Here is a 26,004-nt window from a genome sequence, read left to right on the forward strand (position 1 = left end):
CGCCACAAGAGCAATCCTCTAGCTGCAAACTTTCAGCGCTTGGCGATGATGTACACCGCATGCACGATGCCTGGGATGTAGCCCAACAGCGTCAGCAGAATATTCAGCCAGAAAGCCCCGCCGAAACCGACTTGCAGAAACACACCCAGCGGCGGCAGAAGAATGGCGATGATGATGCGAATGATATCCATGGATGACTCCCTGATTGGCGATGGCCATATTGCCATATGCTCATGGACACCTGACCGCTCGTCAGGGTTCAGTGCGGACCTTCAAGGGGCGCCCAAAGGGAACGTTATGCGCGGACAAAAAACGCAGGCAAAAGAAAACCCCGCCGAAGCGGGGCTTTGCAGACTGTTTCCCTGACATCCATTTCACTCCGCCTTCCTGGCAGAATCCTACGTGTCCGTGTTGTTACTTTTGCGCGTCCTGCGCTACGTCCATGGAAGCTAGATTAGCCGTGGATCCAATCTGCCGATAGAGGGAAATCGCCAGCACGTGATGTAAGCATTTGCTTACATCACGACACGTTTTCAGAACTGACCCGGCTCCAAGAGGAACAGCGACTCACTGCCGGCCTTCACCGAAGCGCTCAGCGAATGAATTCGCGGTAACAGGCGGGCGAAGTAGAATCGCGCCGTGCCCAGCTTGCCTGCGTAGAAATCATCCTGGCTTTCCTTGCCCAGGGCCGCCCTGGCCATCAACGCCCACATGTAGGCATAAGCGGTGTAGCCGAACGCTTGCAGGTATTCCACCGAAGCCGCGCCAATTTCGTTCGGGTTGTTTTTTGCCCGATCGAGCAGCCATTCGGTCAGCTCGTCCAGCGTGCCAACGGCATCGTTCAACGGTTGGGTGAACTCCGACAAATCGCTGCTTGCGGTGGCGGTGAAATGACGGATTTCATCGGCGAACAATTTATAGAACGCCCCACCACTGCCGACGATCTTGCGCCCTACCAGATCCAGCGCCTGGATACCGTTGGTGCCTTCATAGATCTGTGTGATGCGCACGTCACGCACCAGTTGCTCCTGGCCCCATTCACGGATGTAACCGTGACCGCCGAAGATCTGCTGGCCATGGACCGTGGTTTCCAGGCCCAGATCGGTCAGGAAAGCCTTGGCCACCGGCGTCAGCAGCGCGACCAGGTCTTCCGCGCGCTTGCGCGTGGCTGGGTCTTCGCTGAATTTCGCGGTATCCAGTTGCATCGCCACGTAGGTGGAAAATGCGCGGCCACCTTCGTTCGAGGCTTTCATGGTCAGTAGCATGCGGCGCACGTCCGGGTGGACGATGATCGGGTCAGCGATCTTGTCTTTGTTTTGCGCGCCGGTTGGCGAACGGCTTTGCAGGCGATCGCGGGCGTATTCGATAGCGTTCTGATAGGAACGCTCGCCAGTGGCCAGGCCCTGGATACCGACACCCAGGCGCTCGTAGTTCATCATGGTGAACATCGCCGCCAGGCCTTTGTTGGGCTCGCCGACCAGATAACCTACCGCTTCGTCGAAGTTCATCACGCAGGTGGCGGACGCCTGGATGCCCATCTTGTGCTCGATCGAACCGCAGTTGGCTGCGTTGCGTGCGCCCAGGCTGCCGTCGGCATTGACCATGAATTTCGGCACGAGGAACAGCGAGATGCCTTTCGGCCCGGCCGGTGCGTCCGGGAGCTTCGCCAACACCAGGTGAATGATGTTTTCCGTGAGGTCGTGTTCGCCGCCTGTGATGAAAATCTTGGTGCCGCTGACTTTGTAGGAACCGTCGGCCTGGGGTTCAGCCTTGGTCCGGATGATCCCCAGGTCGGTACCGGCGTGAGGCTCGGTCAGGCACATCGAGCCGGCCCAGATGCCCGCGTACATATTCGGCAGGTACGCGGCCTTCAACGCTTCGCTGGCGTGGGCATTGATCGACAGGCAAGCCCCGGCGGTCAGCATCGGGTACAGCCCAAATGAGAGGCTGGCGGAGTTGACCATTTCTTCGACCTGGGCCGAAACAGCCTTGGGCATGCCCATGCCGCCATACGCAGGATCACCACCGACACCCACCCAGCCGCCTTCGGCATAAGTCTTATAAGCCTGTGGGAAACCTGCCGGGGTCGTGACGGCGCCGTCAGCCCAGTGGCAACCTTCCTCGTCAGCCGCGCGGCTGAGGGGCGCTACGCTTTTGCTGGTGACCTTGCCGGCCTCTTCAAGAATCGCCTCGACAGTTTCAGCGTCCACAGTGTCGGCCAGCGCCGGCAATTGAGCCCAAAGTTTCGCGACCTCGAATACTTCATTGAGGACGAAGCGCATATCGCGCAGGGGCGCTTTGTAGTCAGCCATGGCAAACCTCGCAGGATCTAAACAATTGGTTCGTGGGAAAGCGTTTCACAATGGGCCAGAGTGTACCCCAACAACTTTTGCGACACATAGGGTCAACCCATGACCGTTTTGTAATTTTTAGTCACGGTCGAAATTTGATGTTTTATCGTGGCGAGGGAGCTTGCTCCCGCTGGGGTGCGCAGCAGCCTTTTTTGAGCGCTACGCACTCAAGCGGGCGCCACCTCCCACCCCCCGGAGCTATTTAATCCCATCAAAGCGCAAACAACTGCGCCGGCAACTTCATCAGGCATTCGCTTCCCGCCTCGACAGCTGAGCGATGAGCGGCCGTGCGCGGCAACAGGCGCTTGAAATAAAATTCACAAGTCGCCAGCTTGGCCCGGCAAAAATCCGCGTCGCCATCGCCACTGTCGAGTTGCGCCTGAGCCACCAACGCCATGCGCAACCACAGGTAAGCCAGGATGATGTAACCGCTGTACATCAGGTAATCCACGGAGGCGGCCCCCACCTCATCGGGATTTTTCATGGCAGCCATGCCGACCTGGGTCGTCAAATCACCCCATTGCCGATTAAGCCCGTCCAGTTGCGCAATGTATCCCTGGAGTTGCGCATGCCCGGTATTGGCGGCGCAGAACTGATGAACAATTTTGGTAAACCCGCGCAGCAGCTTGCCTTGGCTGCCCAGCACCTTGCGTCCCAGCAAGTCCAAGGCCTGGATGCCGTTGGTGCCTTCGTAGATCGGCGCGATCCGACAATCGCGTACCAATTGTTCCATGCCCCACTCGCGGATAAAGCCGTGGCCGCCGAAAACCTGCATGCCGTGGTTGGTTACCTCCAGCCCCGTGTCGGTCATGAACGCTTTGCAGATAGGCGTGAGGAAGGCCAACAGGTCTTCGGCCTCTTGGCGGGCGGTTTCGTCGCGGCTCAAGTGCGCGGTGTCGAGCAATTGCGCAGTGAAGTACGTCAGCGCCCGGTTGCCTTCGTTGAAGGCCTTCATCGTCAAGAGCATCCTGCGCACGTCAGGGTGGACGATGATTGGGTCGGCCGCTTTTTCCGGCGCCTTGGGGCCGGTCAGCGAGCGCATCTGCAGACGATCATTGGCGTATCTGACCGCGCCCTGGAAACTCGCCTCGCCCAGACAAAGACCCTGCATGCCGGTGCCGAGGCGGGCATGGTTCATCATGGTGAACATACAGTTGAGGCCCTTGTTCGCCTCGCCGATCAGGAACCCCTTGGCGCCGTCGAAGTTCAGCACACAGGTCGCCGAGGCCTTGATGCCCATCTTGTGTTCGATCGACCCGCAGGAAACGCCATTGCGCCCCCCGGCCTCGCCTGCGGCGTCGGGCAGGAACTTCGGCACGATAAACAACGAGATGCCCTTGGTTCCGGCCGGAGCATCCGGCAGCTTGGCGAGCACCAGATGGATGATGTTGTCGCTCATGTCGTGCTCGCCGGCGCTGATGAAGATCTTGCTGCCGGTCACCGCATAGCTGCCGTCAGCCTGGGGCACCGCGCGGGTCTTGATAATGCCCAGGTCGGTGCCGCAGTGGGCTTCGGTCAGGCACATGGTACCGGTCCACTGGCCGGCGGTGAGTTTGCTGAGGTAGGTCTGCTTCTGTTCCTCGGTGCCATGGGCGTGGATCGCCGACATGGCGCCGTGGGTCAGGCCAGGGTACATGCCCCAGGAAGTGTTGCTCGACCCGATCATTTCGCTGATGACCAGGCCCAGGGAACTGGGCAGGCCTTGGCCGCCATACGCTGGGTCCGCCGCCAGGCCGTGCCAGCCGCCTTCCACATACTGTGCGAACGCCTGCCGGAAACCTGTAGGCGTAGTCACCACGCCATTGTCGAAATGGCAGCCCTCCTCGTCACCTGGACGATTGAGCGGCGCCAGCACATTCTCACAGAACCGAGCACCTTCCTCGAGGATGGCGCTGACCATGTCCGGGCTGGCATCGCTGGCACCCAGTTCGGCATAGCGGCCATGGAAATCGAAGACGTGATCGATCAGAAAGCGCATGTCGCGCAGGGGAGCTTTGTACTCGGGCATGGTGGTTTTCTCCGGTAGCAGATCGTTTAAACCTACTGCCGGCCACCGGGGCCCACAATCACAGTCCAGACGCTGAATGCGCCATCATCACTCAACCCGCGGCGGCCTCCATGCGCACCGCACCACGACGACTCTGCCCGAAGGCGACCACACAGTTTCGCCCCGCGCCCTTGGCGTTATACAGCGCCTGGTCCGCCGATTTGAGCACCTCTTCGGGCGTGCGCTGCTCGATGCGCTCGGCCACGCCGATGCTGACGGTTACCGATACGCTGGAGGCGCCAGCGCCCGAGCGACGCTGGCGCCCTTGCTGATCGTCCTGGGGGCGACTGTCGGAATTACGCAATTGAATAGCGTAGGTCTCGATGGACTGACGGATGACTTCCAGATGGGGCATGCACTCATCAATGGTTTTACCGGCGAACACCAGCGCAAATTCCTCACCACCATAGCGATAAGCCCTACCGCCCCCGCCGATTTTCGACAGCTTGCTGGCCACCAGGCGCAGCACTTGATCGCCGACATCGTGGCCGTGGGTGTCGTTGAACTTCTTGAAATGGTCCACGTCGCTCATCGCCAATACGTAATTGCGCCCCAGGCGCTGCATGCGCTCATTCAAGGCACGACGTCCCGGCAGGCCGGTGAGCTCGTCGCGGAACGCCATTTGATACGCCTCGTGGGCGACCGCGGCGGCAATCATCAGCATCACCTGGCTGCACATGATGTTCAGGGTGAACGGCAAGATGAAGGTTTTCGGCAGCATCCAGAACAATCCCAGCAGCCCCACCAGTTGCGCCGCGTGAAGTGGCCGGGGATTACGCCAGTATTGCCAGGCCAGCAGCAGGAACGCGGCGGCGAACATAGGGTAGGACAATTGGATCAGGCTCATCCAGGCGCCGTGCAACGCGGGCCAGCGGATCTCCGAAAGCCACAACAACAAGGCCTGGGGGAAACTTTGCTCCAGGGCCAGCGCCACGCTGCCGAAAACCAGCAACACCGCGAACCGCGCCACCATGTCCTGGAACAGATGGGTGCGCTCCTGCCACGCCGCGAACAGCCCGAACAACAGCGGCAGCAACAAGCAGACGAGATGGAACACCACCGCCGCGTCTTCACGCACCTTACCGTTATCGCGGTAGAAATCGGTTTGGGTGTCCAGCAGGAAGTAGGCGATGTACACCGTGACCATCAGAAACAGTTCACGCTGGCGCCGGTAAACGGAGCAATACGCGCCCCCCAGTAGCAATACCAATGTAGGAAGCACATTGAACAGGGAGGTAAAGAATACGTTGAGATCCTTGACGTAGGCAGCCGCGAGCCCTGCCAACAACAGCAACAGTGACGGTAGGAAATGGCTGAGACGTACAGCGGAAGAACGCGGCAAGGGTAAGCTCCGACCCGGCTGATCAAGGATGGCATTGTGCCTGCGCTGTGTGACCGATGTCACACTGCCATCGCTGTAACGGCAGAGGCCGGAGTTTTCTTAAGGCTTTGTTGGATGAATATTGTTTCAGGATCGCTATAAATCCCCGTGGCGAGAGAGCTTGCTCCCGCTCGGCTGCGAAGCTGTCGTAAACCGGCGGGTGCGGTGTGTCTGATGCTCGCATTCGGCAGGTTTGGGGCCGCTTCGCAGCCCAGCGGGAGCAAGCTCCCTCGCCACGGGTTCGTCGAAGGCCTTGATTGGGGTTATGGCAGGCATGAAAAAGCCGCTGCTCCCGAAGAAGCAGCGGCTTGTGGAGAATCGCCTAAGGCTTAGTAGCCCAGCGCGAAATCTTCTTCTTTCATGTCCATCAGGTTGTTGGCGCCCGACAACATGGCCGCAACATGGGTGCGGGTACGCGGCAGGATGCGCTGGAAGTAGAAGCGCGCGGTCTGCAGCTTGGCGGTGTAGAACGCTTCTTCGGTGGTGCCGGCTGCGAGTTTTTCCGCTGCCAGACGCGCCATGTCGGCCCAGAAATAGGCCAGGCAGGCGTAACCGGAGTACATCAGGTAATCCACCGAGGCCGCGCCGACTTCTTCGCGATCCTTCATGGCCGCCATGCCAACCTTCATGGTCAGCTCGCCCCATTCTTTGTTCAGCGCAGCCAGGGGTTCGACGAACTCCTTGACCGCTTCGTTGCCTTCGTTGCCCTGGCAGAACTTGTGGACGATCTTGGTGAAGCCCTTGAGCGCTTCGCCCTGGGTCATCAGGACTTTACGGCCCAGCAGGTCGAGCGCCTGAATGCCGGTGGTGCCTTCGTACAGCATCGAGATGCGGCTGTCGCGAACGTTCTGCTCCATGCCCCACTCGGCGATGAAGCCGTGGCCGCCGTAGATCTGCACGCCATGGTTGGCCGATTCGAAGCCGACTTCGGTCATGAAGGCCTTGGCGATCGGCGTCATGAACGCCAGCAGCGCATCGGCTTTCTTCTTCTCTTCTTCATCCACGCCGTACTTGACGATATCCACCTGCTTGGCGGTGAAGTACACCATCGCCCGGTTGCCCTCGGCGAAGGCCTTCATGGTCAACAGCATGCGGCGCACGTCAGGGTGCACGATGATCGGGTCGGCGGCCTTGTCTGGCGCTTTCGGGCCGGTCAAAGAACGCATTTGCAGGCGATCACGGGCATATTTCAGGCCGCCCTGGAAGCCGATCTCGGCGTGGGCCAGGCCTTGCAGCGCAGTGCCCAGGCGAGCGGTGTTCATGAAGGTGAACATGCAGTTCAGGCCCTTGTTCGCCGGGCCGATCAGGAAACCGGTGGCCGCGTCGAAATTCATCACACAGGTGGCGTTGCCGTGGATGCCCATCTTGTGTTCCAGGGAACCACAGCTCACGGCGTTGCGCTGGCCGACGGTGCCGTCGGCGTTCGGCAGGAATTTTGGAACGATGAACAGCGAGATGCCCTTGGTGCCGGCGGGTGCATCCGGCAGGCGAGCCAGCACGATGTGGACAATGTTGTCGGCCATGTCGTGTTCGCCAGCCGAGATGAAAATCTTAGTGCCGGTCACTTTGTAGGAACCGTCGGCCTGAGGTTCGGCCTTGGTGCGCAGCATACCCAGGTCGGTACCGCAGTGAGGTTCGGTCAGGCACATGGTGCCGGTCCATTCGCCGGACACCAGCTTGGTCAGGTACGCCTCTTGCTGCTCGGGCGTGCCGTGTTCGGAAATGGTGTTCATCGCGCCATGGGACAAGCCTGGGTACATGCCCCACGACCAGTTGGCTTCACCGACCATCTCGCTGACCGCCAGGCCCAGGGACTCCGGCAGGCCTTGGCCGCCGTGCTCGACGTCATGGGCCAGGCTTGGCCAGCCGCCTTCGACGAACTGCTTGTAGGCTTCCTTGAAGCCGGTCGGAGTTTTCACGCCGGACTCGCTCCAGGTGCAACCCTCAAGGTCACCCACGCGGTTCAGCGGTGCCAGCACCTGCTCACAAAACTTGGCGCCTTCTTCGAGAATGGCGTCAACCATGTCTGGAGTTGCGTCCTGGCAAGCCGGAAGGCTCTGATAATGCGCTTCGTAGCCGAGCAGTTCGTCACGAACGAAGCGAATATCACGCAAGGGGGCCTTGTAGTCAGGCATAGCGATAAACCTCTGCTGATGTAACCGGGGATGAACGACCGCGCGGATTTGTTGTAGCGGTCAAACAGTTGTTTGAAACATACGTTTACGCCCAAAACTTGTCAAGCATCGATCTTTTGCCATTCGTCATCGATTAGCAGGCGTTCGGGACGCGAGAAATCCATCGCTATGAATTGTGCGCAGGACGCGCAGGGAAAGATTAGTTGAGGGAGAAGGAGTTAGAGGCAAAAACGCCGCGATTATCGCGGCGTTTTCAAAGTCCGTGTCGGGTCGGATCAGGCAAATGTGTCGATCAAAGTGCCGAGCATTTCGTCGGAAGCCTTGGCGACGTTCACGCCCAATTGCACCTGGAACTTGCCTTGGGCCATGTCCACCATGTTGCTGGCCAGGTCCGATTGCTGGCTGCGATCCACCGAGCGCAGGCGATCGACCTGGACTTCGGAGGATTGGCTGGTGACCGAACGCTCGATCGTGTTGTTGGCGATCTGGCTGGAGGCCTGGTCGACACGGTTCTGCCCCGTCTGAATCGTGCTCAGACCAGCGTAGAACGCGGTATTTCCTGAGATTTCCATGGCGGGGCTCGTTTTCTTGAAAGGGTCGGCACTGGCATTGAACCAGAAGGCTTGGCAAAAGGCCCGACAAAAACACTAATGGCACAGTGCCTTGTCATAGGCAAAACCTTGGCAAGTCGTCAGTCCAACAGGTCCATCTGCAGGTGCCCGGCCACAGCCTCGGCGGTCACGCTCTGGATGCGCGCCACCCTGCCCAGGCAAGGCGCCGGGAGGCGCTCGGCCAGGGTTGCCAGGTTTTCTTCCAGGCGTGAGGTGGCCGGATCGATGATGTTCGCCACCCATCCGGCCAGTTGCAAGCCGTCGCGGGCGATTGCTTCGGCGGTCAACAAGGCGTGGCTGATGCAACCCAGGCGCACGCCCACCACCAGGATAACGGGCAAGCCCAGCGCAATCGCCAGGTCGGACAGATTGTCCTGGCCGGCCAGCGGCACGCGCCAACCGCCCGCGCCCTCGATCAGAGTGAAATCGGCGCCCAGCGCCAGCACTTCACGCATCGGCCCCAGCAGCGACTGCACCGTGAGCGCGACGCCCGCCTCCCGGGCGGCGAGGTGCGGCGCAATGGCTGGTTCGAACGCCACCGGATTGACCTGTGCATAACTCAACGGCACCGAGCATTCGGCCAACAAGGCCAAGGCATCGGCGTTGCGCAGCCCTTTGGGCGTCACGTCGCAACCGGAAGCCACCGGTTTTCCGGCGGCCGTGCTCATGCCGGCCTGGCGCGCCGCGTGCAGCAGGCCCGCCGCCACGGTGGTCTTGCCCACATCGGTATCGGTGCCGGTGATGAAATAAGCCTGGCTCATAGCGGTTTCTCCAACACGGCGTAGACCGCCTGGTAAGTCGCGGGCAGGCCCTGGACCTGGCGAAACTGTTCATAGGCTTCAACCAGCGCCAGGATCCGTGCCCTGCCCGTCAACCCACCGGGACGGCCGGGATTCAGATTATGGGCGCCCAATGCTTTCAATTCGTGGGTCAGGCTACGTACATCCGGGTAATGCAAGACGTGGGGCTGATTTTCCAGACTGAGGACGTTCAAACCACTGGTTGCGCATAACTGTCGATAAGTCTCGAAATCACGGAAACGGTTGACGTGTACCAAGCCATCCACCTGACGCCAACTGTCGCGCAGTTCGTACAACGTGCCGACACACAGACTAGTAAAGGCAAACAGTCCACCCGGCCTCAAAACACGATGGGCCTCGCGCAACACCGAGGCGAAATCATCGCACCACTGCACCGCGAGGCTGGAAAAAACCAAGTCGCAGCTCGCCGAGTGCAAAGGCAAACGCTCCGCATCCCCAGCGATAAAATGCGCAGCACCGCCCTGCGGGCGGGCATGGATGAGCATCCCCTCGGCGATATCCAGCGCCAGGCCCGCGTCCTCGCCGAACCGCGCGCCCAGCGCTCGGGTGAAATAGCCCGTGCCGCAGCCCAGGTCCAACCAGCGCTGTGGATCGAGCGACGAAGGCAAGCGCCCGAGCAATTGCCCGCCTACATCGCGCTGTAGCTCGGCAACGCTGTCATAACTGGCCGCCGCCCGGGAAAACGAGGCCGCTACCTGACGTTTATCAGGCAAAGCACCCGGTAGCTTCACAACGGATAAGTCAGTCATCACCGGACTCATGCAAGAAAGCCTGGATCGCCCCCGCCACGCCGTGGGGATCCTCCAGCAGAAATCCGTGGCCGGCCTGTTCAATCAGGCCGACTTCGACATCCGGCAGCAACGCCAGCAACTCGCCCGCCGCTTCGGCCGGCACCAAGGCATCGAGCCCGGCAAACAAATGCAGCTGAGGACCGCGAAAGCCCTGCAACGCAGCCCGGGTATCGAGTTGCGCCAATAATTCGAGCCCGGCCATCAACACGTCAGGCGCGGTGTTCGGTGCACCGCCGAGCAGCAATCGCGACAACCCGCGTGGGTCGTCGCACCCTTGGGCGCACAGCAAACTGAAGCGCTTGAGCGTCTGGCGCGGATCGGCAACACACCCGGCAAGAAACCCATCGAATATTTCTGGGGCCATCGCCCCCGGCCATTGTTCATGGGCCACGAAAGACACATTACTGGCCAAGGTCAGCAAGCCGCAGCAGCGCTCGCCCCGGCGCGCGGCCAGTTCCGCGGCCAACATGCCGCCCAGGGACCAGCCTCCCAGCCAGGCATCCTGGGGCAACGCAGCATCCAACTCATCGAGCCAATCATCGAGCGCACTCGACGTCACAGCGGGCAAGGGTTCGATTTCCACCTGCAAGTGCTCATCGAGCCCTCGCAGCGCAGCGGCCAACGGTTCGAGGGGCGAAGTACCCAGGCCCCATCCTGGCAACAAGATCAATCGATCACGCATGGTTTGGCTCCGGTCCCAGCCTTGCATAACAATCGGCCAATGCATCCAACAATAGCTGGACCTGGGCCTCGCTGTGGGCGGCGGTCAAGGTGACCCGCAGGCGGGCGCTACCGGCCGGCACGGTGGGCGGCCGGATCGCCGTGACCATCAGCCCGCGCTCGCGCAGCATCCGGGACAGCTCCATCGCCCGCCCCGCATCACCGATCAGGATGGGTTGGATCGGGGTGAAACTGTCCATCAAGCGCAAGCCGATCTGCTCGGCGCCCTGGCGGAACTGGCTGATCAACTGCCTCAGATGTTCTCGCCGCCAATGCTCACTGCGCAGCAGTTCAAGGCTCCGGAGCGTGGCGCAGGCCAAAGCGGGTGGCTGGCTGGTGGTGTAGATGTAGGGCCGGGCGAACTGGACCAGGCTTTCGATCAGTTCCTCACTGCCCGCCACAAAGGCGCCGGCGGTGCCAAACGCCTTGCCCAGCGTGCCGACCAGCACGGGCACGTCTTCCTGGCTCATGCCGAAATGTTCGACGATACCGCCGCCGGTAACGCCCAGCGTGCCGAAGCCGTGGGCGTCATCGACCATCAGCCAGGCGCCCTTGGCCTTGGCTTCACGGGCGAGCGCCGGCAAATCCGCGACATCCCCGTCCATGCTGAAAACACCATCGGTCACCACCAGCGTGTTGCCAATGGCTTTCTCCAAACGCTGGGCCAGGCTTCGGGCATCGTTGTGCAGATAACGATTGAAGCGCGCGCCGGATAACAGCCCGGCATCGAGCAACGAGGCGTGGTTGAGGCGATCCTCCAGCACGGTATCGCCCTGCCCCACCAAGGCAGTGACCGCGCCAAGGTTGGCCATGTAGCCGGTGGTGAACAGCAACGCCCGCGGCCGGCCGGTCAGCTCGGCCAGGGCTTCTTCCAAGGCGTGGTGAGGCGCGCTGTGGCCGACCACCAGGTGGGACGCTCCACCGCCGACGCCCCAGCGCGCCGCGCCGTCGCGCCAGGCCTCGATCACTTGCGGGTGATTGGCCAGGCCCAGGTAGTCGTTGTTGCAGAACGCCAACAACGGCTGGCCGTCCACTACGACTTCCGGGCCCTGGGGGCTCTCGAGCAGCGGTCGCTGGCGATATAGATTTTCGGCACGACGGGCAGCCAGGCGTGCGGCGAGATCGAAGGGCATGCAGGCCTCAACTGTCTAAGGATTGGCCCAGGACCTTTGTGGGAGCGAGCTTGCTCGCGATTGCGGTGTACCAGTCGACATGACTGTTGAATGTTGCATCGCTATCGCGAGCAGGCTCGTTCCCACAGTGTCCTGCTTCCAATCAGGGAATTGGCGAGCGATCAAACAGCAGCGTTATAAAACTGCTCGCTGTTCTTGTGCTCTACCAGCGCCTGCTCGATGGCCGCCTGGTGGACTTCATCGGCGTGTTCTTCGCGGGCTTCCGGCTGGATGCCCAGGCGCGCGAACAGTTGCATGTCCTTGTCGGCCTGAGGGTTGGCGGTGGTCAGCAGCTTGTCGCCGTAGAAAATCGAGTTGGCGCCGGCAAAAAATGCCAGGGCCTGCATTTGCTCGTTCATCGCTTCACGGCCGGCGGAAAGACGTACATGTGATTGGGGCATCATGATCCGCGCCACGGCGAGCATGCGGATGAAATCGAACGGATCGATGTCTTCGGCATTCTCCAGCGGCGTACCGGCAACCTTGACCAGCATGTTGATCGGCACCGATTCCGGGTGCTCCGGCAGGTTCGCCAGTTGGATCAACAGATTGGCGCGGTCGTCCAGGGACTCGCCCATGCCCAGGATCCCGCCGGAGCAGATTTTCATCCCCGAATCACGAACGTAGGCCAGGGTTTGCAGGCGCTCGCTGTAGGTGCGTGTGGTGATGATGCTGCCGTAGAACTCAGGCGAGGTGTCCAGGTTGTGGTTGTAGTAATCCAGGCCAGCCTGGGCCAGCGCTTCGGTCTGCTCCTGATCGAGCCGTCCGAGGGTCATGCAGGTTTCCAGCCCCATTGCCTTCACGCCCTTGACCATCTCCAGCACGTAAGGCATGTCCTTGGCCGACGGATGCTTCCACGCCGCGCCCATGCAGAATCGGGTCGAACCGATGGCCTTGGCGCGCGCCGCCTCTTCGAGGACCTTCTGCACTTCGAGCAATTTCTCTTTTTCCAGCCCGGTGTTGTAGTGGCCGGACTGCGGACAATATTTGCAATCTTCCGGGCAAGCGCCGGTTTTGATCGACAGCAGCGTGGAAACCTGGACGCGGTTGGCGTCGAAGTGCGCGCGGTGCACGGTCTGCGCCTGGAACAACAGATCATTGAATGGCTGGACAAAGAGTGCTTTGACTTCGGCCAAAGACCAGTCATGACGCAGGTTGGCAGTGGTGCTGGCGCTCATGGGCATTTCCTTGATTATGCTTGGCTGGCGCTTGGGGGAAATCGAATACCCACAGGCGCGACACGGATGTTCGGCATATTTAAGGAAGAGTCATGCGCTGTCAACCACGACACACAATACCGGTTTACATCTGGTTAAAAAACAAACAGACCTGTCTGCTGTGCGGCGAATCCACCGACACACCGCAACCCATCTGCACGCCCTGCGAAAGCGAGTTGCCCTGGCTCGGCGATCAATGCAGCGTCTGCGCGCTTCCGCTGCCGATGGCCGGGCTCCGCTGTGGACAATGCGCCACGCGACCGCCGGCCTTCGAACGGGTCGTGGCGCCATGGGTCTATGACTTTCCCGTGGACACGCTGGTCACCCGCTTCAAGCATCAGGCCAAGTGGCCGCTTGGCCGTTTGCTGGGCGAACTGTTGGCGCAGTCGGTCCAACATCATTTCGATGAAGGGCTGGAGCGACCCGATGCGCTGGTGCCGGTACCGCTGGCGGCTCGTCGACTGCGCCAACGCGGGTTCAACCAGGCGACATTGCTGGCCCGCTGGCTCAGCGGGCCGCTGCACATCCCTTGCGAAGAAAACCTGTTGCAGCGCATCCAGGACACGCCTGCACAACAAGCCCTCGACGCCCCGGCAAGACGTCGAAACCTGCGCCATGCCTTCGCCCTGACGCCCGACGCCACTTTGGCAAACCGTCACCTGGCGCTGGTGGACGATGTGCTCACCACAGGCGCGACGGCCCAGACGCTTGCGCATCTGCTACTCGAAGCCGGCGCCGCTCGGGTCGATGTGTATTGCCTGGCTCGCACGCCGAAACCCGGCGACCCGGCTTGACGCGCGGGCGCCGAGGCGCCAACGTCCTTGCTTCGATTCCCGCGCAGTTTCCGTCATGTCATTGCCTACGCTCCTGACCCAACACATCGTCCGCCGACCACAACGCATCGCGCTGTTGCAGCACATCGCCGAGCAGGGCTCGATCACCCGGGCGGCCAAGAGCGCCGGGCTGAGCTACAAAGCGGCATGGGACGCGATCGATGAGTTGAATAACCTGGCCGACCGGCCACTGGTCGAGCGCAGCGTTGGTGGCAAGGGCGGAGGCGGTGCAAAGCTGTCGGAGGAAGGCCAGCGCGTGCTGCGTCTTTACCAGCGCCTGCAAACCTTGCAGGCGCAGCTTCTGGAAGCGAGCGAGGACGCAGGCGACCTGGGCTTGCTCGGTCGCCTGATGCTGCGCACCAGCGCCCGAAACCAATTGCATGGCAAGGTCCTCGATATCACCGCCCAGGGCCACAACGATCGTGTTCGCCTTGAACTGGCCCGCGGGCTGGTCATTGAAGCGCAGATCACTCATGACAGTACGCAGCGGTTGGAGCTGGAGACCGGCACCGAAGTCGTCGCGCTGATCAAGGCCGGCTGGCTGGAACTGTACCCCTCCGATCAGCCGGAGGATCCGTCGACCAATACGCTCCACGGCATCATCGAACACATCGCCATCGCCGAAGACGGCCCCAGCGAAGTGCGTATCGGTCTGCCCAACGGCCAGACCCTTTGCGCCCTCGCCGCCCCGTCTCAATTGGGCGAACGCAACCTGGCCTGCGATTCGCCGGTGCAGGTGCGGTTTTCTTCGACAAATGTACTGCTGGGCACGCCCCTATAAAGCGCTGCAACAAAATCGTCATCGACCCGCTTTAAGGTGGCTGCCAAAACCAGCAGGGAGCCCGATGATGAGCCTATTAGAAGAAAACCAATCCACCGATCTGGAAAAGATCGTCGGCCTGAGCCGTCGACGTTTCATCGGCGCGGGTGCCCTGTGTGGCGCGGCGATGTTCCTGGGCGGCAACCTGCTGAGCCGCAGCGTCATGGCCGCCGCCGTGAGCGAAGGCAACAAAAGCATGCTGGGCTTCGACAGCATTGCCGCCGCGACGACCGACACCATTACCCTCCCACCAGGCTACAAGGCCTCGGTGTTGATCAGTTGGGGCCAGCCGCTACAGAAAAACGCCCCGGCTTTCGACCCCAGCGGCAACGGCACCGCCCGCGCCCAGGAAGTGCAGTTTGGCGACAACAACGACGGCATGAGCCTGTTCCCGTTCCCTGGCGACGAAAACCGGGCGCTGATGGCGATCAACAATGAGTACACCAACTACCGCTACCTCTTCCCCCACGGCGGCCAACCGCAGTCGGCCGAAGAAGTGCACAAGGCCCAGGCCAGCGAAGGCGTGTCGGTGATCGAGATCGAGCGTCGTCAAGGCCAATGGCAGTTCGTCCAGGACTCGCGCTACAACCGCAGGATTCATGGCAATACGCCGATTCGCCTGAGCGGCCCGGCTGCCGGTCACGACTGGGTGAAAACCCTCGCCGACAAGAGCGGCAAGAATGTGCTGGGGACCTTCCAGAACTGCGCCAACGGCATGACGCCATGGGGCACCTACCTGACCTGCGAAGAAAACTTCACCGACTGCTTCGGCAGCAGCCAGCCCGACCTGAAATTCGATGACGGTCAAAAGCGCTACGGCGCCACCGTCACCAGCCGCGAAATCAACTGGCACCTGCACGACCCTCGCTTCGATCTGGCGAAGAACCCCAACGAACTCAATCGCCACGGCTGGGTGGTGGAAATCGATCCGTTCGATCCAAAATCCACCCCGGTGAAACGCACCGCCCTGGGTCGCTTCAAACACGAAAACGCCGCCCTGGCGCAGACCGATGACGGTCGCGCGGTGGTGTACATGGGCGACGACGAGCGTGGCGAATTCATCTACAAGTTCGTCAGCCGTGATCGCATCGATCACCGCAACGCCAAGGCCAACCGCGACCTCCTCGACCACGGCACCTTGTACGTGGCGCGCTTCGATGCCGGGGACGGCAATCCGGACCACCCCAAAGGCAAGGGCCAGTGGATCGAGCTGACCCATGGCAAACATGGCCTGGACGCGGCAAAAGGCTTCAATGACCAGGCCGAAGTCCTGATCCATGCGCGACTGGCCGCCAGCGTCGTTGGCGCAACTCGCATGGACCGCCCAGAGTGGATCGTGGTAAGCCCCAAGGACGGCCAGGTCTATTGCACCTTGACCAACAACGCCAAGCGCGGCGAAGACGGCCAGCCGGTGGACGGGCCCAACCCCCGGGCGAAAAACGTCTACGGGCAGATCCTGCGCTGGCGCACCGACCGCGACGATCACGCCGCCAACACCTTCGACTGGGACCTGTTCGTGGTCGCCGGCAACCCGACGGTACACGCCGGCACGCCCAAGGCCGGATCGTCCAACGTCAATGCGCAAAACATGTTCAACAGCCCTGACGGCCTGGGTTTCGACAAGAGCGGGCGGCTGTGGATCCAGACCGACGGCGACTCCAGCAACACGGGGGACTTTGCGGGAATGGGCAACAACCAGATGCTGTGCGCCGACCCCAACAGCGGTGAGATTCGCCGCTTCATGGTCGGACCGGTGGGCTGTGAAGTCACCGGGATCAGTTTCGCCCCGGACTACAAGGCCATATTCGTCGGCATCCAGCATCCAGGCGAAAACGGTGGCTCGACGTTCCCCGAGCATCTGCCCAACGGCAAGCCACGCTCTTCAGTGATGGTGATTACCCGCGAAGACGGCGGCGTCATCGGCGCCTGACACTTTCGTGGCGGGGGAGCTTGCTTCCTCGCCACGAAGAGCGACCCAATGCCTACCGACCCATCATGACCGCTTTGCGCTACCATGCTGGGCCGGACGCGGCAGCCCTGCCGCTGCGCAGGAGTCAGCATGTCCCATCCGTTCGAAACCCTCACGCCCGACCTGGTCCTGGATGCCGTCGAAAGCATCGGCTTTCTCAGTGATGCCCGGGTGCTGGCCCTCAACAGCTACGAAAACCGCGTTTATCAAGTGGGCATCGAAGATGCAGAACCGCTGATCGCCAAGTTTTATCGTCCGCAGCGCTGGACCAACGAAGCCATCCTGGAAGAGCACCGCTTCACCTTCGAACTGGCTGATCACGAAGTGCCGGTGGTGGCACCGCTGATTCACAACGGCGCCAGCCTGCATGAGCACGCAGGGTTTCGTTTCACCCTGTTTCCCCGTCGAGGTGGACGAGCGCCGGAGCCGGGCAATCTCGATCAGCTCTATCGCCTGGGCCAACTGCTCGGGCGCTTGCATGCGATCGGAGCCACCCGCCCGTTCGAGCACCGTGAAGCGCTGGGCGTGAAGAACTTCGGCCATGACTCGCTGGAGACGGTACTGCAAAGTGGTTTCGTCCCCACGAGCCTGCTACCCGCCTACGAGTCGGTGGCCAGGGATCTGCTCAAGCGTGTCGAAGAGGTCTATGCCGCCACGCCCCATCAGAACATCCGCATGCATGGCGATTGCCATCCCGGCAACATGATGTGCCGCGACGAGGTGTTCCACATCGTCGACCTGGATGACTGTCGCATGGGCCCGGCCGTGCAGGATCTATGGATGATGCTCGCCGGGGATCGCCAGGAGTGCCTGGGCCAGCTATCGGAATTAATGGACGGCTATCAGGAATTCCATGACTTCGACCCGCGCGAACTGGCACTGATCGAACCCCTGCGTGCCCTGCGCCTTATGCACTACAGCGCCTGGCTGGCCCGCCGCTGGGATGATCCGGCGTTTCCGCGAAGCTTCCCGTGGTTTGGCAGTGAGCGTTATTGGGGCGACCAGGTGTTGGCATTGCGCGAGCAACTGGCGGCGCTCAATGAAGAGCCGCTGAAGTTGTTCTGATTGGGCTGGGTTCCAAAAGCCACTGAAAATCGCTGTGGGATCGGCAATGAAAGGTTCGCTGCACAACCAGACAAATCTCCTTACAATCAATTTTTTGTTAGCTGCCTAAGCAAGGATTCTGCATGCAAGCCGCCAACCCGCGTCGCGGGTACATCCTGGGCCTGAGCGCCTACATCATCTGGGGTCTGTTCCCGATTTATTTCAAAGCCATCGCCAGCGTCCCATCGGTGGAAATCATCATCCACCGAGTACTCTGGTCGGCCTTGTTCGGCGGGGCGTTGCTGATGGTCTGGAAACACCCTGGCTGGTGGCGCGAGTTGCGGGACAATCCGCGTCGGCTGGCTATTCTGGCCCTGAGCGGCACGCTCATCGCGGCCAATTGGCTGACCTATGTATGGGCTGTGAATAATGGTCGGATGCTCGAAGCCAGCCTGGGCTACTACATCAATCCGCTGGTCAACGTGTTGCTGGGCATGTTGATCCTGGGTGAGCGGCTGCGGCGCATGCAGTGGGTGGCCGTAGGGCTGGCGGCGGTTGGCGTGGCCCAGCAGGTCTGGCAGGTGGGCAGCCTGCCGTGGGTATCGCTGGTGCTGGCGCTGACTTTTGGCTTCTACGGCTTGATCCGTAAGCAAGCACCAGTGAAGGCTTTGCCCGGGCTGGTGGTGGAAACATGGATGCTGGTGCCGATTGCCATCGCGTGGCTGCTGTTCAACCCGACTGCCACCAGTGCCCAGGCCGCGTTCTGGACCACGTCCGAAGCGTGGTGGCTGGTGGCGGCCGGCCCCGTGACGCTCGTGCCATTGGTGTGCTTCAACGCGGCGGCGCGACACCTGCCCTATACCACGCTGGGTTTCCTGCAATACATCGCCCCAACCCTCGTGCTGCTGCTCGCAGTGCTGCTGTTCGACGAGCACCTGTCCTCCAGCACGCTGATGGCATTCCTGTTCATCTGGGCCGGTTTGGCCGTGTACAGCATTGATGCCGTGATCGGCATGCGCCGTCGCGGCTGATCAAAAAACGCACACACCTCTACAGGCCACGTTTTGCGTGGCCTGCGCTTATCCTTCCAAAGGTTATCCACAACGTGATCCCCGCCGTTTGTGCACAACCCCTTGAAAACTGGTGATTTTTTGATCATCGCTGGCTGAGGCCCGGCGGGCCTGGGCTGGCGCCAGGTCTCTACAGGTTATCCACAGGCAGGCGCAGTTTTTCCTTGGATAACACCTGTCAGGTTTCGTCGCTGAATTTCAACTCAACCATCAATTCATCGGCCAGGGTTTCCAGGCATGCCTGCAGCGTGTCCAGCGACAAGGTCAACGGCACCCCAAGGATCGCCTCGGCATGAAACAGCAACTCGCTGCTCATCGGTGCCGGTCGCACCTGGGTGATCAAGCGCTCGACGTTCACGCCCTGCTCGCTCAGCAGACGAGTGATGTCGCGCACGATACCCGGACGGTCATTGCCCACCAATTCCATCGCGATAGGTTTCCAGGTGCAGGATTCTTCGATCGCGTTCTCGGCGATCAGCACGCGAATGCCATGGGCCGACAGGCCTTGCAAGGCTTCGATCAACTCTTCATGGGACTCGGCCGGGGCACTGAGACGCAGGATTCCGGCAAACTGCCCGGCGAGGTGGGACATGCGGCTGTCCAGCCAGTTTCCGCCATGTTCGGCGATGCATTGGGCGATTCGCTCGACCTGCCCTGGTTTGTCCGGGGCGAAAACAGTAATGACGAGATGGTCCATGGCGCAGCCCTGTTATGGATGGAGAAGACAGTATAGGCAAGGCCCGCCCACGGCGCGGCCGGGGCATTTTTCTTTAATGTGTACAGTTATTGAGATTTATCTGGAACAATCCATCTGTTTTTTGAGAACATCCCATGCCGCGCAATGACTGTACTGCTTTAGTCGGTCGCAGAACGACGCAATTAGTCTAATTTTCACAAGCGCAAATGATCATGTAGTATTCCCCAGCGAGCACTACATAATCGCGGCAATCCTGTTGTACCGATGTCTGCTTAAGGCCAGTCGCACCCCTGAAAGCCCCGCCCAGCAAGGCTTAACAACCCAGCCGCCAGCGATGGCATGTACTGGTTCAGGGGTTTGTGGTTTAAATGTCCCGAGGCTTCATTGTCAAAATCGAAGAGCTGAAAAGCGAAATAGCTGAGCAGAGTGAGGCAAGCAATGACTGAACACGTTCAAGTCGGTGGCCTGCAGGTCGCCAAAGTCCTGTTCGACTTCGTTAATAACGAAGCCATTCCCGGAACCGGCCTCACCGCCGACGCATTCTGGGCCGGGGCCGACAAGGTCATCCATGACCTGGCTCCGAAGAACAAAGCCCTACTCGCCAAACGCGACGACTTCCAGGCACGGATCGACGCCTGGCACCAGGCCCGTGCCGGCCAGGCCCACGACGCCGTGGCTTACAAAGCCTTCCTGCAAGACATTGGATACCTGCTGCCAGAAGCGGCGGATTTCCAGGCCACGACTCAAAACGTCGATGACGAAATCGCCCGCATGGCCGGCCCGCAACTGGTAGTGCCGGTGATGAACGCCCGCTTCGCCCTCAACGCCTCGAACGCCCGCTGGGGTTCGTTGTACGACGCGTTGTACGGCACCGACGCCGTCAGCGAAGCCGATGGCGCGGAAAAAGGCAAAGGCTACAACAAGGTGCGCGGCGACAAGGTCATCGCCTTCGCCCGCGCATTCCTCGACGAAGCGGCCCCCCTGGCGGCCGGCTCCCATGTTGATTCCACTGCCTACAAGATCGTCGACGGCAAGCTGGTGGTGGCCCTCAAGGGCGGCGCCAACAGCGGCCTGCGCGACGACGCCCAACTGATCGGTTTCCAAGGCGATATGTCGGCGCCGAGCGCGGTGCTGCTGAAACACAACGGCCTGCACTTCGAGATCCAGATCGACGCCAGCACCCCCGTCGGCCAAACCGACGCCGCCGGTGTCAAAGACATCCTGATGGAAGCCGCGCTGACCACCATCATGGACTGCGAAGACTCGGTTGCCGCGGTCGATGCCGATGACAAAGTGGTGATCTACCGCAACTGGCTCGGCTTGATGAAAGGCGACCTGTCCGAGCAAGTCGCCAAGGGCGGCCAGACCTTCACCCGCACCATGAACCCCGACCGCGCCTACACCGCCGTCGACGGTTCGGGCTTGACGCTGCACGGTCGCTCGCTGCTGTTCGTGCGCAACGTCGGTCACCTGATGACCATCGACGCGATCCTGGACAAGGACGGCAACGAAGTGCCGGAAGGCATCCTCGACGGGCTGGTCACCAGCCTGGCGGCGATCCACAGCCTCAACGGCAACACCTCGCGCCGCAACAGCCGCACCGGTTCGGTGTACATCGTCAAGCCGAAGATGCACGGCCCGGAAGAAGTGGCGTTCACCAACGAACTGTTCGGCCGCGTCGAAGACGTGTTGAACCTGCCGCGCAACACGCTCAAGGTCGGCATCATGGACGAGGAGCGCCGTACCACGGTCAACCTCAAGGCCTGCATCAAGGCTGCCAGCGAGCGCGTGGTGTTCATCAACACCGGCTTCCTGGACCGCACCGGCGACGAAATCCACACCTCCATGGAAGCCGGCCCGATGGTGCGCAAGGCCGACATGAAGGCCGAGAAGTGGATCGGCGCCTATGAAAACTGGAACGTCGACATCGGCTTGAGCACCGGCTTGCAAGGCCGCGCGCAAATCGGCAAGGGCATGTGGGCGATGCCGGACCTGATGGCAGCGATGCTCGAACAAAAGATCGCTCACCCGATGGCCGGCGCCAACACCGCCTGGGTTCCGTCGCCGACCGCCGCCGCGCTGCATGCGCTGCACTACCACAAGGTCGACGTGTTCGCCCGCCAGGCCGAACTGGCCAAGCGTGCGCGCGCCTCGGTGGACGACATCCTGACCATCCCGCTGGCCGTCAACCCGAACTGGACGGCAGAGCAGATCAAACACGAACTGGACAACAACGCCCAGGGCATCCTTGGCTACGTGGTGCGCTGGATCGACCAGGGTGTCGGCTGCTCCAAGGTGCCGGACATCAATGACATCGGCCTGATGGAAGACCGCGCGACGCTGCGCATTTCCAGCCAGCACATCGCCAACTGGTTGCGCCACGGCATCGTCACGCAAGAGCAGGTGATGGAAAGCCTCAAGCGCATGGCACCGGTCGTGGACCGCCAGAACGCCAGCGACCCGCTGTACCGCCCGCTGGCGCCGGACTTCGACAGCAACATCGCCTTCCAGGCGGCGGTCGAGCTGGTGATCGAAGGCACCCGGCAACCAAACGGCTACACCGAGCCGGTGCTGCACCGTCGCCGACGCGAGTTCAAGGCCGCCAATGGGCTGTGATTGAGCGGTAGATAGCAATGAAAAAGCCCTGGCCGAAAGACCAGGGCTTTTTCATTTGCGATCCCTAACTGCTTTTGTGCCGAGGGCGCTTGCTCCCGCTGGGGTGCGCAGCAGCCCTTCTTTTCAGCTATTTTGAAACCTTAATCTGCGGACTTGCGACTGCTGCGCAGTCGAGCGGGAGCAGGCGCCCTCGCCACAAAAAACCAGCCAGTACAGCGGCCTAGAGATCCATCCCCAACTCATGCTTGACCAGCCCCAGCAGCTTGTCGGTATCGATCGGCTTGAGCAGGAAATCCACCACGCTCAAGTGCATCGCCTCGATGGCATCCTTCACGTCGGCGTCGCCGGACACAATGATGATCGGCAGCGCCGCACGCTCCGACTCGCGCACCAGGCGCACCAGTTCAAGGCCATCGACATTGCCCATGCGAAGGTCCGTGATCAGAAGGCCGATGGACGGCTTGGTCTCCAGCATCTTGAGCGCGGTTTCGCCACTCGCGGCGGTCATGCAGTGGATGCCGTCCAATGCCAGGATTTCCGACAACAGCTCGCGGGCGTCCTTGTCGTCGTCGACGATCAACACACGCTGCGGCGGCAGGTCGGGTTCCAGCATGACGGCACTCAGCGCCTCGCGCTCGGCGTCACTCAAAATATCGTGGTCGGACATGGTGCTCTCTACGTTCCTTGAATCGATCCCTTGGCACAGTGGTCAGACATCGTTCTGCGGCGCTTCAATGTGCACTTCGTCGGATTTTTTTCCAAGAGTCTTCCCTGAAGAATTTTCCGAGGCGAGGCGTGGGATATTTCCGTAGTTCCGGCTCTATCGTGGCGACCTAGACTTACGTCCAATGGGCACTCCACGTCCAGAGGCCGACCATGGCGAACAGATCCGACCACAACAATTCGAAAAAGATTGCGTAATGGTTATGAAAAAAGCGGACGCCTTCATCCAGGCAGGGAAAACCGCCGTGTTGCAGAACATTCAGGGGACATTGCAATTTCTCCAGCGCTTCCCCCCGTTCAACCAGATGGAAAACGCCCACCTGGCCTATCTGGTGGAGCAATGCCTGCTGCGCTTCTACGCGCCGGGCGAAACGATCATCAAGCCGGCCGACGGCCCGGTGGAACACTTCTATATCGTCAAGCAGGGCCGGGTGGTGGGCGAGCGTCCCCATTCGGCGAAGGGCGGCACCGAGACCACCTTTGAAATCACCACGGGCGAATGCTTCCCCCTCGCCGCACTGTTGGGTGAGCGCGCTACCCGCACCGAGCATCGGGCCGGTGAAGATACGTTCTGTCTGCAACTGAACAAGGTGGCGTTCATCAAGCTGTTTGCCTTGTCCGGCCCGTTTCGCGACTTTGCCTTGCGCGGCGTCAGCAGCCTGCTCGACCTGGTCAACCAGCAAGTGCAGCAAAAATCTGCCCAGACGCTGGGCACGCAATATTCGCTGAACACCCGCCTGGGCGAGCTGGCGATGCGTCATCCGGTCAGTTGTTCACCTGAAACACCGTTGCGCGAAGCCGTCAAACTCATGCATGAGCAACAAGTCGGCAGCATCGTCGTGGTGAACGAACAAAAAGCGCCGGTAGGCATTTTTACCCTGCGCGACCTGCGTCAGGTCGTGGCCGACGGTACCGGGGATTTTTCCGAGTCGATTGCGATGCACATGACTCAGGCGCCGTTTTTCCTGTCACCGGAGCACAGCGCCTTCGATGCCGCCATTGCCATGACCGAGCGTCATATTGCCCATGTCTGCCTGGTCAAGGAGCATCGCCTGTGTGGCGTGGTGTCGGAACGGGATCTGTTTTCCTTGCAACGCGTCGACCTGGTGCATCTGGCGCGCACGATTCGGAATGCCCCTCGTGTGGAAAACCTGGTCACCCTGCGCGGCGAGATCGGCCAACTGGTGGAGCGCATGCTGGCCCACGGCGCGTCATCGACCCAGATTACCCATATCATCACCTTGCTCAACGACCACACCGTGTGCCGGGTCATCGAACTGACCCTGGCCGATAAAGGCGACCCAGGCGTGCCCTTCAGTTGGTTGTGTTTCGGCAGCGAAGGCCGCCGCGAGCAGACCCTTCATACCGACCAGGACAACGGCATCCTGTTCGAAGCCCGGGACGCCGCCCACGCCGCGCAGATCCGTGGCCTGCTGTTGCCCATCGCCCAACAGGTCAACCAGAGCCTGGCGCTGTGCGGTTTCACCTTGTGCAAAGGCAACATCATGGCGGGCAACCCCGAGCTGTGCCTGTCCCGCGCGGAATGGGCGCGTCGCTTCGCGGCCTTCATCCGCGAAGCGACGCCGGAGAACCTGCTGGGCTCAAGCATCTATTTCGACCTGCGAGTGGTCTGGGGAGATGAACAAAGCTGCGAGCAACTGCGACAGCAGATTCTCGATCAAGTGGCCGACAACCGATTGTTCCAGCGCATGATGGCCGAAAATGCCCTTCGCCACCGGCCGCCGGTTGGACGCTTCAGGGACTTCGTGCTGACCCGCAAGAACGGCGAAAAAGCCACCCTCGACTTGAAGGTACAAGGGCTGACGCCTTTCGTTGACGGCGCGCGACTGCTGGCCCTGGCCAATGGCATCGAAGCCAACAATACCCTGGAGCGCTTGCGGCAACTGGTGGTCAAGGAAGTCATCGAGCCGCTTGATGGCGCCGCTTATGAAGAGGCCTATCACTTCATCCAGCAGACCCGGATGCAACAACACCAATTGCAGACCCGGGAGAACCTGCCCTACTCCAACCGCGTCGATCCAGACAGCCTCAACCACCTGGACCGGCGCATCCTGCGCGAATCCCTGCGCCAGGCCCAACGTCTGCAAAGCAGCCTGACGTTGAGGTATCAGCTGTGAGCCTGTTTTCCTGGCTGCGCCCGGTCCAGCCGACGTTGTCGCAGGATTTGCAACAGCGCCTGGAAGCCCTGCCCGCGGCAGCACAACTGAATGAATGCAGCCTGCGGGAACAGCGTTGGGTCGTGGTCGATCTGGAAACCACCGGCCTGAACCTGAACAAAGACCAAGTATTGTCCATCGGTGCGGTGGTGATAGAAGACGGCGCCATCGACTTCAGCCAGCAGTTCGAGCGGACCTTGCAATGCGACAAGCAAAAACTCGGGCCAAGCGTGTTGATACACGGGTTGGCGCCAAGCGCCATCGCCGCCGGCAGCGACCCGGCCGACGCGCTGCTGGCGTTCATGGAGTTCGTCGGCGACAGCCCACTGCTGGCGTTTCATGCGCCTTTCGACAGCCACATGCTCGGACGAGCGTTGAAGCAATACCTGGGCTATCGCTTGCAGCATCCCTTCATCGACGTGGCGGACCTGGCCCCGATGCTTTGCCCACAGGCTCATATCCGCCAAGGAGGCCTGGACGACTGGATCGACTGGTTCAAGTTGCAAGTCTTCGATCGCCACAACGCCAGCGCCGACGCCCTGGCCACCGCGGAGCTGGCGCTGATCCTGTTCAGCCGCGCCCGCCAGAAGGATATCCACAGCCCGCTCGACCTGCAGCAACGCCTGGGACAATGGAAACGGCGGCAGCAGGCGCCTTCGCTTTAATCCAAGACCCGAGCGCTCGGGAGCTTTTGCGGGAGCAAGCTTGCTCCCACAAAAGTATTGAGTTATGGGCTCCGACCAGCGCCAATTGCTTTCCCTCCCCCGCCTCTGCCACAATCGCGAACAATTCTCGTTACTTAAAACGTC

Annotated in this window: 21 protein-coding genes; 8 read left to right on the forward strand and 13 right to left on the reverse strand. The window is 61.1% G+C overall.

Annotation, left to right across the window (positions count from 1 at the left end; all coding sequences use genetic code 11):
• Positions 1–32: 32 nt before the first annotated feature.
• The 11 genes from ACLK1G_RS07735 to bioB all read right to left on the reverse strand — a co-directional run bounded on the left by ACLK1G_RS07735 (position 33) and on the right by bioB (position 13,207).
• Complete coding sequence (locus tag ACLK1G_RS07735) at positions 33–191, reverse strand: YqaE/Pmp3 family membrane protein (RefSeq protein ID WP_038436734.1); 159 nt, start codon at positions 189–191, stop codon at positions 33–35.
• Between the two features lie 342 nt (positions 192–533).
• On the reverse strand, positions 534–2,312 hold the full coding sequence (locus ACLK1G_RS07740) for an acyl-CoA dehydrogenase C-terminal domain-containing protein (RefSeq protein ID WP_420764900.1): 1,779 nt from the start codon (positions 2,310–2,312) through the stop codon (positions 534–536).
• Between the two features lie 250 nt (positions 2,313–2,562).
• On the reverse strand, positions 2,563–4,359 hold the full coding sequence (locus ACLK1G_RS07745; RefSeq protein WP_420764901.1) for an acyl-CoA dehydrogenase C-terminal domain-containing protein: 1,797 nt from the start codon (positions 4,357–4,359) through the stop codon (positions 2,563–2,565).
• A gap of 91 nt (positions 4,360–4,450) precedes the next feature.
• Positions 4,451–5,740, reverse strand: a complete 1,290-nt coding sequence (locus tag ACLK1G_RS07750) for a GGDEF domain-containing protein (protein WP_420764902.1) — start codon at positions 5,738–5,740, stop codon at positions 4,451–4,453.
• Positions 5,741–6,108: 368 nt separating this feature from the next.
• A complete protein-coding gene (locus ACLK1G_RS07755) occupies positions 6,109–7,914 on the reverse strand; it encodes a phenylacyl-CoA dehydrogenase (protein ID WP_420764903.1) in 1,806 nt (601 codons plus the stop codon).
• Positions 7,915–8,189: 275 nt separating this feature from the next.
• Positions 8,190–8,486 carry a pyrroloquinoline quinone biosynthesis protein PqqE gene (locus ACLK1G_RS07760; RefSeq protein ID WP_420764904.1) on the reverse strand — a complete coding sequence of 99 codons (297 nt, stop codon included), beginning with the start codon at positions 8,484–8,486 and terminating at the stop codon, positions 8,190–8,192.
• A 119-nt stretch (positions 8,487–8,605) separates the two neighbouring features.
• Positions 8,606–9,286, reverse strand: a complete 681-nt coding sequence (gene bioD / locus ACLK1G_RS07765; protein WP_420764905.1) for a dethiobiotin synthase — start codon at positions 9,284–9,286, stop codon at positions 8,606–8,608.
• Positions 9,283–10,095 carry a malonyl-ACP O-methyltransferase BioC gene (gene bioC, locus ACLK1G_RS07770; protein WP_420764906.1) on the reverse strand — a complete coding sequence of 271 codons (813 nt, stop codon included), beginning with the start codon at positions 10,093–10,095 and terminating at the stop codon, positions 9,283–9,285. Before bioC ends, bioD begins: the two co-directional genes overlap by 4 nt.
• Positions 10,088–10,819: an alpha/beta fold hydrolase gene (locus ACLK1G_RS07775; protein ID WP_420764907.1), complete on the reverse strand. Its 732-nt coding sequence runs from the start codon at positions 10,817–10,819 to the stop codon at positions 10,088–10,090. The genes bioC and ACLK1G_RS07775 overlap by 8 nt, the downstream gene beginning before the upstream one ends.
• On the reverse strand, positions 10,812–11,990 hold the full coding sequence (gene bioF, locus ACLK1G_RS07780; RefSeq protein WP_420764908.1) for an 8-amino-7-oxononanoate synthase: 1,179 nt from the start codon (positions 11,988–11,990) through the stop codon (positions 10,812–10,814). The genes ACLK1G_RS07775 and bioF overlap by 8 nt, the downstream gene beginning before the upstream one ends.
• Before the next feature lie 161 nt (positions 11,991–12,151).
• A complete protein-coding gene (gene bioB, locus ACLK1G_RS07785; RefSeq protein WP_420764909.1) occupies positions 12,152–13,207 on the reverse strand; it encodes a biotin synthase BioB in 1,056 nt (351 codons plus the stop codon).
• A gap of 92 nt (positions 13,208–13,299) precedes the next feature.
• On the opposite strand from bioB, the gene ACLK1G_RS07790 reads away from it, so the two are divergent.
• From ACLK1G_RS07790 to rarD, 5 genes are all read left to right on the forward strand, one after another.
• Complete coding sequence (locus tag ACLK1G_RS07790) at positions 13,300–14,040, forward strand: double zinc ribbon domain-containing protein (protein WP_420764910.1); 741 nt, start codon at positions 13,300–13,302, stop codon at positions 14,038–14,040.
• Positions 14,041–14,095: 55 nt separating this feature from the next.
• Positions 14,096–14,860 (forward strand): TOBE domain-containing protein, encoded by a 765-nt coding sequence (locus ACLK1G_RS07795; RefSeq protein WP_420764911.1) that lies wholly within the window; start codon positions 14,096–14,098, stop codon positions 14,858–14,860.
• Positions 14,861–14,927: 67 nt separating this feature from the next.
• The gene (locus tag ACLK1G_RS07800) at positions 14,928–16,829 is read left to right on the forward strand and encodes a PhoX family protein (protein ID WP_420764912.1); all 1,902 of its coding nucleotides are present in this window, start codon (positions 14,928–14,930) and stop codon (positions 16,827–16,829) included.
• A 129-nt stretch (positions 16,830–16,958) separates the two neighbouring features.
• A complete protein-coding gene (locus ACLK1G_RS07805) occupies positions 16,959–17,933 on the forward strand; it encodes a serine/threonine protein kinase (protein ID WP_420764913.1) in 975 nt (324 codons plus the stop codon).
• 122 nt (positions 17,934–18,055) lie between these two features.
• Complete coding sequence (gene rarD / locus ACLK1G_RS07810) at positions 18,056–18,943, forward strand: EamA family transporter RarD (protein ID WP_420764914.1); 888 nt, start codon at positions 18,056–18,058, stop codon at positions 18,941–18,943.
• Positions 18,944–19,160: 217 nt separating this feature from the next.
• On the opposite strand, the gene ACLK1G_RS07815 is transcribed toward rarD, so the two are convergent.
• Positions 19,161–19,679: a glycine cleavage system transcriptional repressor gene (locus ACLK1G_RS07815; protein WP_420764915.1), complete on the reverse strand. Its 519-nt coding sequence runs from the start codon at positions 19,677–19,679 to the stop codon at positions 19,161–19,163.
• A 438-nt stretch (positions 19,680–20,117) separates the two neighbouring features.
• On the opposite strand from ACLK1G_RS07815, the gene ACLK1G_RS07820 reads away from it, so the two are divergent.
• Complete coding sequence (locus tag ACLK1G_RS07820) at positions 20,118–22,295, forward strand: malate synthase G (protein ID WP_420764916.1); 2,178 nt, start codon at positions 20,118–20,120, stop codon at positions 22,293–22,295.
• A gap of 220 nt (positions 22,296–22,515) precedes the next feature.
• Here ACLK1G_RS07820 and ACLK1G_RS07825 read toward each other — a convergent pair whose 3' ends face one another.
• A complete protein-coding gene (locus ACLK1G_RS07825; protein ID WP_060740319.1) occupies positions 22,516–22,962 on the reverse strand; it encodes a response regulator in 447 nt (148 codons plus the stop codon).
• A 259-nt stretch (positions 22,963–23,221) separates the two neighbouring features.
• Between ACLK1G_RS07825 and ACLK1G_RS07830 the strand changes: the two genes are divergently transcribed.
• A complete protein-coding gene (locus ACLK1G_RS07830) occupies positions 23,222–25,156 on the forward strand; it encodes a putative nucleotidyltransferase substrate binding domain-containing protein (RefSeq protein ID WP_420765166.1) in 1,935 nt (644 codons plus the stop codon).
• Positions 25,153–25,860 carry a 3'-5' exonuclease gene (locus tag ACLK1G_RS07835; protein ID WP_420764917.1) on the forward strand — a complete coding sequence of 236 codons (708 nt, stop codon included), beginning with the start codon at positions 25,153–25,155 and terminating at the stop codon, positions 25,858–25,860. Before ACLK1G_RS07830 ends, ACLK1G_RS07835 begins: the two co-directional genes overlap by 4 nt.
• The last annotated feature ends 144 nt before the right edge of the window (positions 25,861–26,004 follow it).

The organism is Pseudomonas algeriensis (genome assembly GCF_048847255.1).
Taxonomy (GTDB): domain Bacteria; phylum Pseudomonadota; class Gammaproteobacteria; order Pseudomonadales; family Pseudomonadaceae; genus Aquipseudomonas.

What these genes read in the sequence shown, in the direction of transcription:
- bioB (WP_420764909.1), bottom strand. Translation starts at nt 13,207, where the DNA reads ATGAGCGCCAGCACCACTGCCAACCTGCGTCATGACTGGTCTTTGGCC.
- ACLK1G_RS07825 (WP_060740319.1), bottom strand. Translation starts at nt 22,962, where the DNA reads ATGTCCGACCACGATATTTTGAGTGACGCCGAGCGCGAGGCGCTGAGT.
- ACLK1G_RS07760 (WP_420764904.1), bottom strand. Translation starts at nt 8,486, where the DNA reads ATGGAAATCTCAGGAAATACCGCGTTCTACGCTGGTCTGAGCACGATT.
- ACLK1G_RS07775 (WP_420764907.1), bottom strand. Translation starts at nt 10,819, where the DNA reads ATGCGTGATCGATTGATCTTGTTGCCAGGATGGGGCCTGGGTACTTCG.
- rarD (WP_420764914.1), top strand. Translation starts at nt 18,056, where the DNA reads ATGCAAGCCGCCAACCCGCGTCGCGGGTACATCCTGGGCCTGAGCGCC.
- bioD (WP_420764905.1), bottom strand. Translation starts at nt 9,286, where the DNA reads ATGAGCCAGGCTTATTTCATCACCGGCACCGATACCGATGTGGGCAAG.
- bioC (WP_420764906.1), bottom strand. Translation starts at nt 10,095, where the DNA reads ATGACTGACTTATCCGTTGTGAAGCTACCGGGTGCTTTGCCTGATAAA.
- ACLK1G_RS07805 (WP_420764913.1), top strand. Translation starts at nt 16,959, where the DNA reads ATGTCCCATCCGTTCGAAACCCTCACGCCCGACCTGGTCCTGGATGCC.
- ACLK1G_RS07790 (WP_420764910.1), top strand. Translation starts at nt 13,300, where the DNA reads ATGCGCTGTCAACCACGACACACAATACCGGTTTACATCTGGTTAAAA.
- ACLK1G_RS07735 (WP_038436734.1), bottom strand. Translation starts at nt 191, where the DNA reads ATGGATATCATTCGCATCATCATCGCCATTCTTCTGCCGCCGCTGGGT.
- ACLK1G_RS07745 (WP_420764901.1), bottom strand. Translation starts at nt 4,359, where the DNA reads ATGCCCGAGTACAAAGCTCCCCTGCGCGACATGCGCTTTCTGATCGAT.
- ACLK1G_RS07755 (WP_420764903.1), bottom strand. Translation starts at nt 7,914, where the DNA reads ATGCCTGACTACAAGGCCCCCTTGCGTGATATTCGCTTCGTTCGTGAC.
- ACLK1G_RS07830 (WP_420765166.1), top strand. Translation starts at nt 23,222, where the DNA reads ATGAAAAAAGCGGACGCCTTCATCCAGGCAGGGAAAACCGCCGTGTTG.
- ACLK1G_RS07800 (WP_420764912.1), top strand. Translation starts at nt 14,928, where the DNA reads ATGAGCCTATTAGAAGAAAACCAATCCACCGATCTGGAAAAGATCGTC.
- bioF (WP_420764908.1), bottom strand. Translation starts at nt 11,990, where the DNA reads ATGCCCTTCGATCTCGCCGCACGCCTGGCTGCCCGTCGTGCCGAAAAT.
- ACLK1G_RS07815 (WP_420764915.1), bottom strand. Translation starts at nt 19,679, where the DNA reads ATGGACCATCTCGTCATTACTGTTTTCGCCCCGGACAAACCAGGGCAG.
- ACLK1G_RS07795 (WP_420764911.1), top strand. Translation starts at nt 14,096, where the DNA reads ATGTCATTGCCTACGCTCCTGACCCAACACATCGTCCGCCGACCACAA.
- ACLK1G_RS07740 (WP_420764900.1), bottom strand. Translation starts at nt 2,312, where the DNA reads ATGGCTGACTACAAAGCGCCCCTGCGCGATATGCGCTTCGTCCTCAAT.
- ACLK1G_RS07820 (WP_420764916.1), top strand. Translation starts at nt 20,118, where the DNA reads ATGACTGAACACGTTCAAGTCGGTGGCCTGCAGGTCGCCAAAGTCCTG.